The organism is Sphingomonas sp. (genome assembly GCF_035490575.1).
Lineage (GTDB): Bacteria > Pseudomonadota > Alphaproteobacteria > Sphingomonadales > Sphingomonadaceae > Sphingomonas.
In genome coordinates this window covers 1-12,176 of record NZ_DATJLI010000104.1, presented here as the reverse complement: position 1 = coordinate 12,176, position 12,176 = coordinate 1, and the positions used below count along the sequence as shown (strand labels likewise).

Sequence of the window (12,176 nt, the reverse complement as noted above, 5' to 3'; positions counted from 1 at the left end):
TTGACCCAGATCACCCGCGTCAGCAGCACGCCGGCATTGCCCGCGATCACGCGGCCCGGCTCGAACATCAGCGTCACGTCCCAGCCCGCCGTGACGTGCGCGACCATCGCGCCGAACGCGGCCGGGGTCGGCATCACTTCACCGGGGCGATAGGGGACGCCAAGGCCCCCGCCCAGATCGACATGGGTGATGACATGGCCCGCCGCGCGCAACTCCCGCACCATTTCGCCGACGCGGACATAAGCGCGCTCCAGCGGGGCGAGGTCGGCCAACTGGCTGCCGATATGCACCGCCAGCCCGCGCAGATTGATGCCCGGCCTGCCCGCCAGCCGCGCGAAGATGCCGGGCGCGTCATCGATCGCGACGCCGAACTTGTTCTCCGCCTTGCCCGTGGAGATCTTGGCGTGGGTCCCTGCGTCCACGTCGGGGTTGACGCGCAGCGTGGCGGGGGCGGTCAGCCCGCGCTGCGCGGCAAGGGCGGCGAGGACGTGACCCTCCTCCTCCAGCTCAAGATTGAACTGGCCGATGCCAGTTTCCAGGCCCTGCACCAGCTCGTTGCGCGTCTTGCCCACACCCGAAAACACGATGTCGCCCGGCGCCATGCCCGCCGCCACCGCGCGCGCCATTTCGCCGCCCGACACCACATCGGCACCGTAACCCGCCCTGGCCAGCACGCGCAGCACGGCAAGGTTGGGATTGGCCTTGACCGCAAAGGCGATGTGCTTGTCCGCGACGCCCGACAGCCCCTCGCGGAACACCTGTGCATGACGCTCAAGCGTGGCGCGGGAATAGAGATAGGCGGGCGTGCCCACCGCATCGGCGATCGCGTCGACCGCGACGTTTTCAACAAACAGCGCGCCGTCGCGGTGCTGGAAATGGTCCATCAGCGGCTGCCCTGCGGTGGAAGCTGGAACGGGTCGTTGGGCCGCTCTTCCGACTGGCGGAGCAGTTCGTCGCTGCGCGACGGGCGCTGCTGCGTCGTCGGCGTCACCAGGTCGGCGGCGGTCGGCGTCTCCTCCGCGCCATAGGGGGCGGGCGGTGGCGCCTCCCCTTCGGGCAGGTTCAGCCGCCCGCGCGCGCCGCACGCGCTTAGCGACAGGATGAGCACGGGCAGGATCAGGCGGCGGATCATGCCCGCGCCCCCCGCGCCGCGCGGGCGGCGGCGATGGCGTCGCGCACGCGCGCAGGGGCCGTGCCGCCATGGCTCTTGCGGCTGGCGACCGATGCGTCGATCGACAGCACATCGAACACGTCGGCGGTGATGCGCGCGTCGATCGCGGTCATCTCCTCGATCGGCATCGCTTCCAGCTTGCAGCCCAGCGCCTCGGCCCGCGCCACAACACGGCCGGTGACATGATGCGCCTCGCGAAACGGCAACCCCGCCTCGCGCACCAGCCAGTCGGCCAGGTCGGTGGCAGTCGAGAAGCCCGCATCGGCCACGTCGCGCATCCGGTCGGTGCGGAACGTCGCGCTTTCGACCATGCCCGTCATCGCCGCCAGGCACAGGCCCATCAGGTCGTGCGCCTCGAACACCGGCGGCTTGTCGTCCTGCATGTCCTTGGAATAGGCGAGCGGCAGGCCCTTCATCGTCATCATCAGGCTGGTCATGCAGCCCATGATCCGCCCGGCATGGCCGCGCACCAGCTCGGCCGCGTCGGGATTGCGCTTTTGCGGCATGATCGAGCTGCCCGTCGACCACTGGTCCGACAGCGCGACAAAGCCAAAGGGCTGCGACGCCCAGAGCACGAACTCCTCGGCCAGCCGGCTCAGGTGCAGCGCGCACTGCGTCGCGGCGGTCAGGTAATCGAGCGCGAAGTCGCGGTCGCTGACCCCGTCCAGCGAATTGCCCATCGGCCGGTCGAAGCCCAGCGCCGCCGCCGTCGCGTCGCGGTCGATGGGAAAGCCCGTGCCCGCCAGCGCCGCCGATCCCAGCGGACATTCGTTCATCCGGGCGCGCGCGTCGCGAAACCGGCTGATGTCGCGGCCCAGCATCGCGTGATAGGCCATCAGGTGATGGCCCAGCGTCACCGGCTGCGCCGATTGCAGATGGGTGAAGCCCGGCATCACATCGGCGGCATGTTGCTCGGCCCGGTCCAGCAGCACGTCCTGCAGCGCATCCAGCGCCGCCAGCACATCGTCGATGGCGTCGCGCGTCCACAGCCGGAAATCGGTCGCGACCTGATCGTTGCGGCTGCGCGCGGTGTGCAGGCGACCGGCAGCGGTGCCGATCTTTTCGGCCAGCCGCGCCTCGGTCTGCATATGGATGTCTTCGAGCGCCAGGTCTTCGGTCGGCCCGCCCTGTTCGTAATCGGCGGCCACCGCGTCCAGCCCGTTCAGGATCGCGGTCACATCATCCGCGGCGACGATGCCCGCCTGGCCCAGCATCGTCGCATGCGCTTTCGATGCCGCGATGTCCTGTCGCCACATTCGCTTGTCGAACGGGATCGATGCGTTAATTTCACGCATCACCGACGACGGGCCTTCGGCGAACCGACCGCCCCACATCTGATTGGACCCTGAATTGCGCTCGCTGATCGTTCTTCTCCCGCTCGCCTTGCTGACGCCCGCTTGCGATACGCAAGCCCCGTCCGGCGGGCAAGCGAACACCGCCCCGGAAACCGCCGCGCCCGCCACCGCCGGCAAGGTCGATCGCAGCCACAAGGGCGAAGCCGCGCCGACTTATGCCTTTGCCGATCCCGAGGGCGTGAAGAAAACCATCGTCGATCATGCCGGGCGCCCGGTGCTGGTGAACCTGTGGGCGACGTGGTGCGCGCCGTGCGTCAAGGAAATGCCGACGCTGGAAGCGCTGGCCAAGCGCGAATCGGGCAGGCTCGACGTGCTGACCATCGCTCAGGACCTCGACGGCCCGGCCAAGGTCGTGCCCTATTTCCAGAAGGCCGGCTTCACTGCGATCGAGCCGTGGAGCGAAAGCGAGCTGCAATTCACCACCGGCCTTGGCGCCAACCTGCCCACGACGATCCTGTATGACCGCGCTGGCAAGGAAGTCTGGCGCGTTGCGGGCGCGATGGACTGGACCGGCGAAGAAGCAAAGGCGCTGCTGGCGGAGGCGGGGTGAGGAACGCGATCCCGGCGCGCCTGACACGCCGGGATCGCCCATGGCTCAGGTCAGCGCGCCGCCGTCCACCGTCAGGCTGGTGCCGGTGATCTGCCGCGCGGCGGAGGTGGCCAGAAACGCGACGGCCGCCGCCACATCCTCGGGCTGGCCATATCGGCCCAGCGGCATCAGGCTGCGCTGGAAATCGGCGAACTCGCCGGTTTCGGGGTTCATGTCGGTATTGGTCGACCCCGGCTGAACCAGATTGACCGTGATGTCGCGCCCGCCCAGTTCCTGCGCCAGCCCGCGCGTGAACGATTGCAGCGCCGATTTGGTCATATAGTAGATGGTGCCCGGCGACCCGACGATCCGGTCCGCGCCGGCCGACCCGATATTGATGATGCGCGCACCCGCCGACAGATGCGGGATCGCGGCCTGCGCGGCCACGACCGGCCCGCGAATGTTGACCGCCAGCAACGCATCGATATCCGCCAGCGGAAAATCGGCGATCGGGCTATAGGTCGCGATCGCGGCGTTGTTGACGAGGATATCCAGCCCGCCCAGTCGCGCGACGGCCTGTTCCACCGACGCCCGGATCGCTACCGGATCGGCGCTGTCGGCCTGAATGGCGACGCCCCTGCGTCCCAGCGCCTCGATCGCGCCCACAACCTGTGCCGCATGGTCGGGTGAGCGGGCATAGGTGATCGCGACATCGGCCCCCTTTTCCGCCAGCGCCCGCGCGATCGCGGCCCCGATCCCGCGTGAGCCGCCCGTCACGAGCGCATTTTTTCCTGTCAGCTCCAACATCATTCAATCCATTCTGTATTGATCGACACAGAATTATCTGTGGTGGTTGCCGCGGCATGTCAATGGCTTTATGTATCGACCGATGCAAAAAGATGCCGGCAATTCGAATGAATCGCGCCCGCCGCCCCGTGGCCGGGGTCGGCCGCGTGCGTTCGACCGTGACGAAGCGCTTGATCGGGCCACGCGCCTGTTCTGGGAAAAGGGTTATGAAGCGACGTCGATCGCCGATCTGACCGCAGCGATGGGGATCGGCTCCCCCAGCCTCTATGCGGCGTTCGGGTCGAAAGAGAATCTGTATGCCGAATCGCTGCGCCATTACCGCGAACGCAACGAAGCGATCGTGTGGGGGCGATTCTTTACCGCCGATACCGCGCGCGAAGCGGTGAATGCGTATCTCACCGATTCGGCGGCGGCGCTGGGTGGCTGCATTCCCGACATGCCGCGCGGCTGCATGGTCACGCTGTCTGCAGTCGGGAGCGAGGGGCATTCCGACCTGGGCGACCTCGTCCGTGCGAACCGGCACGCGGGGTTCGAACGCCTGCTGATGCGGTTGCGCCAAGGCGTGAATGACGGGGATATCCCGCCCGGCACCGACCTGAACGCCCTCGCGCGCTTTGTGCAGACGGTGCAGAGCGGCATGTCGATCCTTGGCCGGGACGGCGCCGGTCGTTCCGACCTGGAAGCGGTGGCGGCGTTGGCGATGCTGGGCTGGGATGCGCGAACCGGCGCGCGGCCCGTGAACGCGGGCTGACATCCCCGCCACTTGCCCCTAAAGCGGCCGGACATGCCAACAGCGCCGCAAGGAACCGCCGCTTGCTCCTGACCACGCTTGCCGCCGCGGGTGGCTATCTGAACTACGAGTCGCTGGGGCTGGACCCCGTCGCGCTCGACCTGGGCTTTTTCCAGCTCAAATGGTATTCCCTGGCCTATATCGCGGGCATCCTGCTCGGCTGGGCGTATCTCCTCCGGCTGGTCGACCGGCCCGGTGCGCCGATGGCGCGGCGCCATGCCGACGACCTGGTCTTCTATGCCACGATCGGCATCATCGCGGGCGGGCGGATCGGCTATGTGATCTTCTATCGCCCCGACCTGCTGCTCAAGCCCTTGTCGGTGCTGAAATTGTGGGACGGCGGCATGTCGTTCCATGGCGGCGTCATCGGCGTGACGCTGGGCATCATCCTGATGGCGCGAAAGCACAAGCTCGACTGGCTGCGTATCCACGATTATGTCGCGACATGCGTGCCGTTCGGGCTGTTTTTCGGACGGCTGGCGAACTTCGTGAACGGCGAATTATGGGGCCGCCCGACCGACGTGCCCTGGGCGATGGTGTTTCCGCGCACCGGTCTCGACGTGCCGCGACACCCCAGCCAGCTTTACGAGGCGGGGCTTGAGGGGCTGCTGCTGTTCGTGGTGCTCGCCTATTTCTTCTGGCGCACCGATGCGCGCTATTACCCCGGTCGGCTGGTCGGCATCTTCCTGCTCGGCTATGGTTCGGCGCGCTTTTTTGTCGAGTTCTTCCGGGAAGCGGATGAACAGTTGATGTGGCTGCACGACATGACCGGGCTGAACATGGGCCAGTATCTGTGCCTGCCGATGATCGCGGGCGGTCTGTATCTGATCGCCACGTCCAAACGGCGGCGCAACCGGGTGGAGCCGATCGTGGGCGAAAGCATCGCGTGAGCGAGGAGCCGACCGTGACCGCGCTCGACACCGCGCTGCCCGAACGGCTGGCGCGCGCGATCGCGCTGGCGGGACCGGTGCCGCTGTCGCAGTTCATGGGCGCGGCCAATGCCCATTATTACGGCACGCGCGATCCGCTGGGCGCACGCGGCGACTTCACCACCGCGCCCGAAATCAGCCAGATGTTCGGCGAGCTGGTCGGCCTGGCGCTGACCGATTTGTGGCACCGCGCGGGCCAGCCCGCATCGCGCTATGTCGAATTCGGGCCGGGTCGCGGCACGCTGGCCGCCGATGCGCGCCGCGCGATGGCGACGGTGGGGCTGACCCCGCCCGTTCACCTGATCGAGACCAGCCCGTCGCTGCGCGAGCATCAGGCGCGCGCCGTGCCGGGCGCCGAATGGCATGTCGACCTGGTCGGCGTGCCCGATGACGGCGCACTGCTGGTCGTCGCCAACGAATTTTTTGACGCGCTGCCGATCCGGCAACTGGTCCGCACGGCAGAGGGGTGGCGCGAACGGCTGGTCGCGTGTCAGGACACGCTGTTCCTGCCCGTGGTCGGCAACACCGTGTTCGATCCGGTCATCCCACCCGCCTTCCGCGACGCGCCGGGCGGATCGATCCTTGAGACGTCCCCCGCCAGCGTGGCGGTGATGCGCGCGCTGGCCAAGCGGCTGGTGGCGCAGGGCGGCGCGGCGCTGGTCATCGATTACGGCTATGACGGTCCCGCCATCGGCGACACGTTGCAGGCGGTGCGCGGCCACGCCTTTGCCAATCCGTTCGAAGATCCGGGCGAACAGGACCTGACCGCGCATGTCGATTTCGGCACGCTGGCCGAAGCCGCGCGGGCCGAGGGGGCCGTGGTTCACGGTCCCGTCGGACAGGGCGCGTTTCTGGAAGCGCTGGGCATCGGCCCGCGCGCGGCGGCGCTGGCGGCGGCGGCGCCCGAACGCGCCGATGCCATCGCCGTCGATCGCGCCCGCCTGACCGGCGGGGAACAGATGGGCGAATTGTTCAAGGTCATCGCCGTCACCGCCCCCGGCTGGCCGGTGCCTGAGGGATTTGCGGCGTGATCGCCTATCGCGACGCGCGCGCCGCCGATGCCGATGCGCTGTCCGCAATGGCGCAGCAGAGCTTCATCGAGACGTTCGGCACGCTTTATGCCCCCGCCGATCTCGACACGTTCCTGGAATCGGCGATGTCGCCGTCGGCCTATGCCACGCAACTGGACGATGCTGCCTATCGCATCCGGCTGGCCACGATCGAGGGGCAGCCGATCGGCTTTGCCAAGCTCGGCCCCAGCTATTTCGAGGGGTTTTCGACCCAAGCCATCTGCCTGCACCAGCTTTACGTGCTGGCCGCGCATCATGGCGACGGCATCGGACAGCGGCTGATGAACTGGTCGCTCGATCATGCACGCGCATCGGGCCACGGCGAAATGCTGCTCAGCGTCTTCATCGACAATGTCCGCGCGCGGCGATTCTATGACCGGCTGGGGTTCCGCAAGGTCGGCGATTACGACTTCATGGTCGGCAACCACCGCGACCATGACGAAATCATGCGGCTGGAACTGTGAGCACGGCCGAGGTCATTTGCGCGGGCGCGCTGGACGGCGTGGCACATGGCTTTCTGGGTCGGCGCGGGGGCGTGTCGACGGGGATTCATGCCGGGCTGAATGTCGGCATCGGATCGCATGACGATGCCGAAGCGGTGGCGCGCAACCGCGATCTGGCGCGCGACGCGGTGCTGCCGGGTGCGGCGCTCGTCACCGTGTATCAGGTCCATTCGCGCGACGTGGTGATCGTCAACGCGCCCTTTCCCGGTGAGCGGCCAAGGGGGGACGCGATGGTCACGCGGTCGCCCGGCCTGCTGCTCGGCATCCTGACCGCCGATTGCGCGCCGGTGCTGTTCGCCGATGCCGAAGCAGGCGTCGTCGGCGCCGCCCATGCCGGCTGGAAAGGCGCGCTGGCCGGCGTCACCGATGCGACGCTCGATGCGATGGAGCGGCTGGGCGCGCGGCGCGGCAATATCGCCGCCGCCATCGGCCCGTGCATCGCGCGCGCCAGTTACGAGGTCGACCTGCCCTTTGCCGAACGCTTTGCCGCCGACGATCCCGCCAATGAACGCTTCTTCGCCGATGGCGCGCGGCCCGACCGGCTGCAATTCGACCTTGAAGCCTATGTCGCCGCGCGGCTGGCGGCGGCGGGCGTGGGGCGCGTGGAGGCGCTGGGGCTGGACACCTATGCCGACCCCGGCCGCTTTTTCAGCTATCGCCGCGCCACGCATGAAGGCGCGCCCGATTACGGGCGGCAGATCAGCCTGATCGGACTGTGATGCCCGTTTTCGATGTGCTGATCGTCGGCGGCGGCCATGCCGGCGCGCAGGCTGCCATCGCGCTGCGACAGCGCGGCTTTGCGGGCAGCATCGCCATTGTCGGCGACGAGCCGCTGCCGCCCTATGAACGCCCGCCCTTGTCCAAGGATTATCTGGCGAGCGACAAGCCGTTCGAGCGCATCCTGATCCGCCCGGCGACCTTCTGGGCCGAACAGGCCATCGCGCTGCTGACGGGTCGGCTGGTGACGACGGTGGATGCCGACGCACGGACGGTCACGACCGCCGATGGCGTGACCCTCGGCTATGGCACGCTGGTCTGGGCGACGGGCGGCGCGGCGCGGCGGTTGTCGTGCGGGGGCGCCGATCTGGGCGGCGTCCACGGCATCCGCAACCGCGCCGATGTCGATCGGCTACAGACCGAATTGCCGGACGCCACGCAAATCGTCGTGATCGGCGGCGGCTATATCGGACTGGAAGCAGCCGCCGTGCTTCGCAAGTTCGGCAAACAGGTTTGTTTGATCGAAGCACAGGACCGCGTGCTGGCGCGCGTCGCCGGGGTCGATCTGTCGCGTTTTGTCGAGGACATGCACCGCCAACAGGGCGTGGCGATCCGCCTGGACACCCAGGTCGCCTGTGTCGAGGGCGCGACCCGCGCCACCGGCGTCCGCTTGTCGGACGGGGAAGCCATCCCTGCCGATCTGGTCATCGTCGGCATCGGTATCGTGCCGGCGGTCGAACCGCTGCTGGCCGCCGGCGCGGCGGGCGGCAATGGCGTGCGCGTCGATGCGGCGTGTCGCACCACCCTCCCCCACATCTTCGCCATCGGCGACTGCGCGCTGCACGCCAACCGCTTTGCCGGCGGGGCCGAGATCCGCGTCGAATCGGTGCAGAACGCCACCGATCAGGCGGCCGTGGCCGCGCGGGCCATTATGGGGGAGGACGCCGCCTATGACGCGGTGCCATGGTTCTGGTCGAACCAGTATGACCTGAAGCTCCAGACCGTCGGCCTGTCGTCGGGCCATGACCGCGCGATCCTACGCGGCGATCCCGCGTCGGGCAAATTCTCGATCGTCTATCTGCGCGATGGCCGGGTCGTGGCGCTCGACTGCGCCAACAACGTCAAGGATTATGTCGCCGGGCGGCGGCTGGTGGCGGACGGCGTGATCGCCTCGGTCGAACAGCTTGCCGATCCGGCGGTGCCGCTCAAGACGATCGCCGCCTGACGCTCAGTGACCGTAGCGTTTGATGCCCCGGCGCCGCAGATTGCGAAGCCGCCGCTGGCGCAGATGGATCGCCAGCCATGGAATACCCGTCAATCCGATCATGGCGATAATCGAATAAGCAACCAGTTCACGCGTCACATCAAACTCTCATTACCTGCGCTTGACCCCGTTGTGCCACGTCATCGCGGCAAAGCGGGATAGTTGCGTTTATCTGTGCGTGTTTGGCGGCAAATGGAAGAGCGGCGCCGCAAAAAGGGCCCAGCGGCGTGACGTGGCGATCACCGACTCACCAATGACGTTGCGACAGGCAATGACAAACATCGTCATCGGGTCTTGCGATTGTCGCCCCGACCCGCTCTTGTCCGCCGCGTGCAAGGGAGATGCGTGATGAGCCTGAATGTCGCGGTGCTGGGAATGGGCATCATGGGTGCGGGCATGGCCCGCCAGTTGCTGGATGCGGGCCACCGGGTGACGGTGTGGAACCGCACGCCCGCACGCGCCGAACCGCTGGTCGCCGCTGGCGCCGCGCGCGCGGACACCCCCGCCGATGCCGCGCGGGACGCGGGGTTCGTCATCGCCATGGTCGCCGACAATGATGCATCGCGCGACGTGTGGCTGGGCAGCGACGGCGCGCTGGCGGTGATGAAGCCCGGCAGTGTCGCGGTCGATTGCAGCACGCTCGACCCCGACTGGATCACTGAACTGGCCGCCGCGATGGCCGAAGCGGGCATGGATTTCGTCGAGGCGCCCGTGACGGGCAGCAAGGTTCAGGCCGAAAGCGGCACGCTGCGCTTTTTCGTCGGCGCCGACGAGGCCGCGCTGGACGCCGCGCGGCCCGTGCTGGACGTGATGGGCACCGAAGCGATCCGCCTTGGCCCGGTGGGCAGCGGCGCAGTGATGAAACTCGCCAACAATTTCCTATCGGGCCTTCAGGCCGCCGCCTTTGCCGAAGCGCTGGCGCTGGTCGAGGCGCGGGGCCTCGACACCCCCCTTGCCGCCGACATCCTGCGCCGTGGCGCACCCGGCAGCCCGATGGTCGGGTTGATGGCCGACCGGATGCTGGCGCGCGATTACACGCCCAATTTCCTGATCCCGCTGATGGTCAAGGATCTGGGCTATGCCGAGCGATTGATGGCCGCCACAGGCATCCAATCGGACATGGCGCGCGCGGCGCGAACGCGCTTTCAGGGCGCGGCCGATGCCGGGCTGGACGACCGCGACATCTCGGCCGTGTTCGAACATGCGCGGGTCGATTGACGCGCATCGTCGCTGAACATCGGCTGGAAGCGGCAGCGGAAACGGTCAGGGCTTGATTTTTTGAACCACTGCGTTCAACAACCCTTGACGCGTCGCCCGGCGGTTTCTATACCGTTTGGTATGGAAGCGTAAGGCAAAGGCCGCGCTCAACCGACACCAGATGACGATTCCGCGTTCGTCCCGCGCCGCGCATCCGCTTGTCCCGGATCACGGCGCCGCGCCGTGCGCCTGTTCAGGGAAGGACGATCCGCATGGCCTATCTCGCCTTTGCCGAAAACGCCGCCGGTTGCGCGACCGCACCGCTGCCAGCGCTTGCGACCGCGACCGGTTTTTCCGCGCTCGAATGGTCGGTGATCGGGATCGCCCGGCGCGATCGCCTGTCGACATTGCGTCAACCGGGTCGGCGCATGGCGCGGGTGCGAACGGTGCTGTTCGGCGAACGGCCCAACCCCCGCCTGGCCGATACCCGGCTTGAAGCGCTGCGGCGGATCGCGGTGCTCAGCTGGCACCACGGCTATACGGTGGACAGCGACGAAGTGCGCGCGTTCCTGAATGCCGGGTTCGATATCCGCCAATATGAGTTGCTGGTCGACAGCATCGCCGCCGATCGCGCGCGCATGACCGGCGCCCGCGCACGCCGCGCCGCCTGAGATCGCTTGCGCGGGGCCGCTTCGCCGCCCATCTTCCTTCCATGACGCATCCAGCCCCCCGCCACCGCTGATGGCGCTTGCCGAAGTCGGCCGGTTCAACCGGATCGAGGCGCATGTCGTCGCGGGCGCGCTTGAGGCTGCGGGCATTCCCGCCATCAGCTTCGATGCCGAGATGAGCCTTGGCGAAGGCAGCGCATTCCTGATCCCCGTGCGCGTCATGGTGGACGCCGAAGACCTGACCGAAGCGCGCGCGGTGCTGGCCGAAGCGTCACGCGGCTGACCAAACACTGCCCAATTTTCGGGCAACGCTTCGCCGATGCACAAAAATACACCTTTCGGTAACGATTGAGGCAGCGGCCCTCCACGCAAAGCCGCCGTTTCCGCAACTGGCACGCCCCTTGCTGACCTGTTCTTCGGGAAACAGCCTGAGGGGGCGACATGAAGCTAGTCATCGCCATCATCAAACCGTTCAAGCTCGACGAGGTCCGCGAAGCGCTGACCGAAGTCGGGGTGGCCGGCATGACGGTCAGCGAAGTGAAGGGTTTTGGCCGTCAGAAGGGCCAGACCGAAATCTATCGCGGTGCCGAATACTCCACGAACATGGTGCCCAAGATCAAGGTCGAGGTCGTCTGCGCCTCCGACCTGGCGCCGCGCGTGGTCGAAGTGGTTCAGGCCGCCGCGAACACGGGTTCGATCGGCGACGGCAAGATCTTCGTGCTCGACGTCGGACAGGCCGTGCGGATCCGCACCGGCGAAACCGACCAGACAGCGCTGTGAGGGGGGACAGGATGAAGCGTTTGATTGCACCGGTCGCGCTCGCGGCGACCAGCCTGATGGCGGCGATGCCCGCCTGGGCACAGGAAGCGGCGGCCGCCGCCCCCACGCCCGACAAGGGCGATACCGCATGGATGATGATCTCGACCGTGCTGGTCATGGCGATGATCGTGCCGGGCCTTGCATTGTTCTATGGCGGCCTCGTCCGCTCCAAGAACATGCTGTCGGTGCTGACCCAGATCCTGGCGGTGGCCAGCCTGGCGATGATTGTCTGGGTCGTCTACGGCTACACCATGGCGTTCGGTGACGGCGGCAACGCCTTCATCGCGGGCTTCGGCAAGCTGTTCCTCGCCGGTGTCACCGCCGATTCGAACGTCGCGACCTTTACCGACGGCGTCG

General features: G+C 67.6%; 16 protein-coding genes and 1 pseudogene. 12 read left to right on the top strand and 5 right to left on the bottom strand.

The window, feature by feature from the left end; translation table 11 throughout:
• The 3 genes from VL973_RS07905 to argH form a co-directional block, all read right to left on the bottom strand.
• On the bottom strand, nucleotides 1–884 hold an 884-nt coding region (locus tag VL973_RS07905; RefSeq protein WP_325283482.1), incomplete at its 3' end, for a diaminopimelate decarboxylase family protein.
• Nucleotides 884–1,132, bottom strand: coding sequence for a hypothetical protein (locus tag VL973_RS07900; protein WP_325283481.1), 249 nt, complete (start codon nucleotides 1,130–1,132; stop codon nucleotides 884–886). The genes VL973_RS07900 and VL973_RS07905, both read right to left, overlap by 1 nt.
• The gene (gene argH / locus VL973_RS07895) at nucleotides 1,129–2,505 is read right to left on the bottom strand and encodes an argininosuccinate lyase (RefSeq protein ID WP_325283480.1); all 1,377 of its coding nucleotides are present in this window, start codon (nucleotides 2,503–2,505) and stop codon (nucleotides 1,129–1,131) included. Before argH ends, VL973_RS07900 begins: the two co-directional genes overlap by 4 nt.
• A 16-nt stretch (nucleotides 2,506–2,521) precedes the next feature.
• Here argH and VL973_RS07890 point away from each other — a divergent pair, with 16 nt between their 5' ends.
• Nucleotides 2,522–3,076 carry a TlpA family protein disulfide reductase gene (locus VL973_RS07890; RefSeq protein ID WP_325283479.1) on the top strand — a complete coding sequence of 185 codons (555 nt, stop codon included), beginning with the start codon at nucleotides 2,522–2,524 and terminating at the stop codon, nucleotides 3,074–3,076.
• Nucleotides 3,077–3,121: 45 nt separating this feature from the next.
• Here the strand turns inward: VL973_RS07890 and VL973_RS07885 are convergent, their stop codons facing one another.
• Entirely contained in the window at nucleotides 3,122–3,862 is a 741-nt protein-coding gene (locus tag VL973_RS07885; protein ID WP_325283478.1) for an SDR family NAD(P)-dependent oxidoreductase, read from the bottom strand.
• Nucleotides 3,863–3,944: 82 nt separating this feature from the next.
• On the opposite strand from VL973_RS07885, the gene VL973_RS07880 reads away from it, so the two are divergent.
• The 6 genes from VL973_RS07880 to VL973_RS07855 all read left to right on the top strand — a co-directional run bounded on the left by VL973_RS07880 (nucleotide 3,945) and on the right by VL973_RS07855 (nucleotide 9,096).
• Nucleotides 3,945–4,613: a TetR/AcrR family transcriptional regulator gene (locus tag VL973_RS07880; RefSeq protein ID WP_325283477.1), complete on the top strand. Its 669-nt coding sequence runs from the start codon at nucleotides 3,945–3,947 to the stop codon at nucleotides 4,611–4,613.
• A gap of 62 nt (nucleotides 4,614–4,675) precedes the next feature.
• Nucleotides 4,676–5,542, top strand: coding sequence for a prolipoprotein diacylglyceryl transferase (gene lgt, locus VL973_RS07875; protein WP_325283476.1), 867 nt, complete (start codon nucleotides 4,676–4,678; stop codon nucleotides 5,540–5,542).
• Nucleotides 5,543–5,637: 95 nt separating this feature from the next.
• Nucleotides 5,638–6,612, top strand: a complete 975-nt coding sequence (locus VL973_RS07870) for a class I SAM-dependent methyltransferase (RefSeq protein WP_325283483.1) — start codon at nucleotides 5,638–5,640, stop codon at nucleotides 6,610–6,612.
• A complete protein-coding gene (locus VL973_RS07865) occupies nucleotides 6,609–7,115 on the top strand; it encodes a GNAT family N-acetyltransferase (RefSeq protein WP_325283475.1) in 507 nt (168 codons plus the stop codon). Before VL973_RS07870 ends, VL973_RS07865 begins: the two co-directional genes overlap by 4 nt.
• Nucleotides 7,112–7,873, top strand: a complete 762-nt coding sequence (pgeF, locus tag VL973_RS07860; protein WP_325283474.1) for a peptidoglycan editing factor PgeF — start codon at nucleotides 7,112–7,114, stop codon at nucleotides 7,871–7,873. The genes VL973_RS07865 and pgeF overlap by 4 nt, the downstream gene beginning before the upstream one ends.
• A complete protein-coding gene (locus VL973_RS07855) occupies nucleotides 7,873–9,096 on the top strand; it encodes an NAD(P)/FAD-dependent oxidoreductase (RefSeq protein WP_325283473.1) in 1,224 nt (407 codons plus the stop codon). The genes pgeF and VL973_RS07855 overlap by 1 nt, the downstream gene beginning before the upstream one ends.
• Nucleotides 9,097–9,099: 3 nt before the next feature.
• Here VL973_RS07855 and VL973_RS07850 read toward each other — a convergent pair whose 3' ends face one another.
• Complete coding sequence (locus VL973_RS07850) at nucleotides 9,100–9,234, bottom strand: hypothetical protein (protein ID WP_325283472.1); 135 nt, start codon at nucleotides 9,232–9,234, stop codon at nucleotides 9,100–9,102.
• Nucleotides 9,235–9,465: 231 nt separating this feature from the next.
• On the opposite strand from VL973_RS07850, the gene VL973_RS07845 reads away from it, so the two are divergent.
• From VL973_RS07845 to VL973_RS07825, 5 genes and pseudogenes are all read left to right on the top strand, one after another.
• Nucleotides 9,466–10,353: an NAD(P)-dependent oxidoreductase gene (locus VL973_RS07845; protein ID WP_325283471.1), complete on the top strand. Its 888-nt coding sequence runs from the start codon at nucleotides 9,466–9,468 to the stop codon at nucleotides 10,351–10,353.
• Nucleotides 10,354–10,604: 251 nt separating this feature from the next.
• Nucleotides 10,605–11,003: a hypothetical protein gene (locus tag VL973_RS07840; protein WP_325283470.1), complete on the top strand. Its 399-nt coding sequence runs from the start codon at nucleotides 10,605–10,607 to the stop codon at nucleotides 11,001–11,003.
• A gap of 70 nt (nucleotides 11,004–11,073) precedes the next feature.
• Nucleotides 11,074–11,283 (top strand): putative signal transducing protein, encoded by a 210-nt coding sequence (locus VL973_RS07835; RefSeq protein WP_325283469.1) that lies wholly within the window; start codon nucleotides 11,074–11,076, stop codon nucleotides 11,281–11,283.
• Between the two features lie 158 nt (nucleotides 11,284–11,441).
• Nucleotides 11,442–11,780, top strand: coding sequence for a P-II family nitrogen regulator (locus VL973_RS07830; RefSeq protein ID WP_325283468.1), 339 nt, complete (start codon nucleotides 11,442–11,444; stop codon nucleotides 11,778–11,780).
• A gap of 11 nt (nucleotides 11,781–11,791) precedes the next feature.
• Nucleotides 11,792–12,176: pseudogene (locus VL973_RS07825) on the top strand (ammonium transporter); the annotation flags it as partial.

Bases quoted from the DNA above. Each gene is read 5' to 3' on its own strand.
- VL973_RS07855 (WP_325283473.1), top strand. From the start codon at position 7,873: ATGCCCGTTTTCGATGTGCTGATCGTCGGCGGCGGCCATGCCGGCGCG.
- VL973_RS07900 (WP_325283481.1), bottom strand. From the start codon at position 1,132: ATGATCCGCCGCCTGATCCTGCCCGTGCTCATCCTGTCGCTAAGCGCG.
- VL973_RS07840 (WP_325283470.1), top strand. From the start codon at position 10,605: ATGGCCTATCTCGCCTTTGCCGAAAACGCCGCCGGTTGCGCGACCGCA.
- VL973_RS07870 (WP_325283483.1), top strand. From the start codon at position 5,638: ATGGGCGCGGCCAATGCCCATTATTACGGCACGCGCGATCCGCTGGGC.
- argH (WP_325283480.1), bottom strand. From the start codon at position 2,505: ATGTGGGGCGGTCGGTTCGCCGAAGGCCCGTCGTCGGTGATGCGTGAA.
- VL973_RS07830 (WP_325283468.1), top strand. From the start codon at position 11,442: ATGAAGCTAGTCATCGCCATCATCAAACCGTTCAAGCTCGACGAGGTC.
- VL973_RS07880 (WP_325283477.1), top strand. From the start codon at position 3,945: ATGCAAAAAGATGCCGGCAATTCGAATGAATCGCGCCCGCCGCCCCGT.
- VL973_RS07835 (WP_325283469.1), top strand. From the start codon at position 11,074: ATGGCGCTTGCCGAAGTCGGCCGGTTCAACCGGATCGAGGCGCATGTC.
- VL973_RS07885 (WP_325283478.1), bottom strand. From the start codon at position 3,862: ATGTTGGAGCTGACAGGAAAAAATGCGCTCGTGACGGGCGGCTCACGC.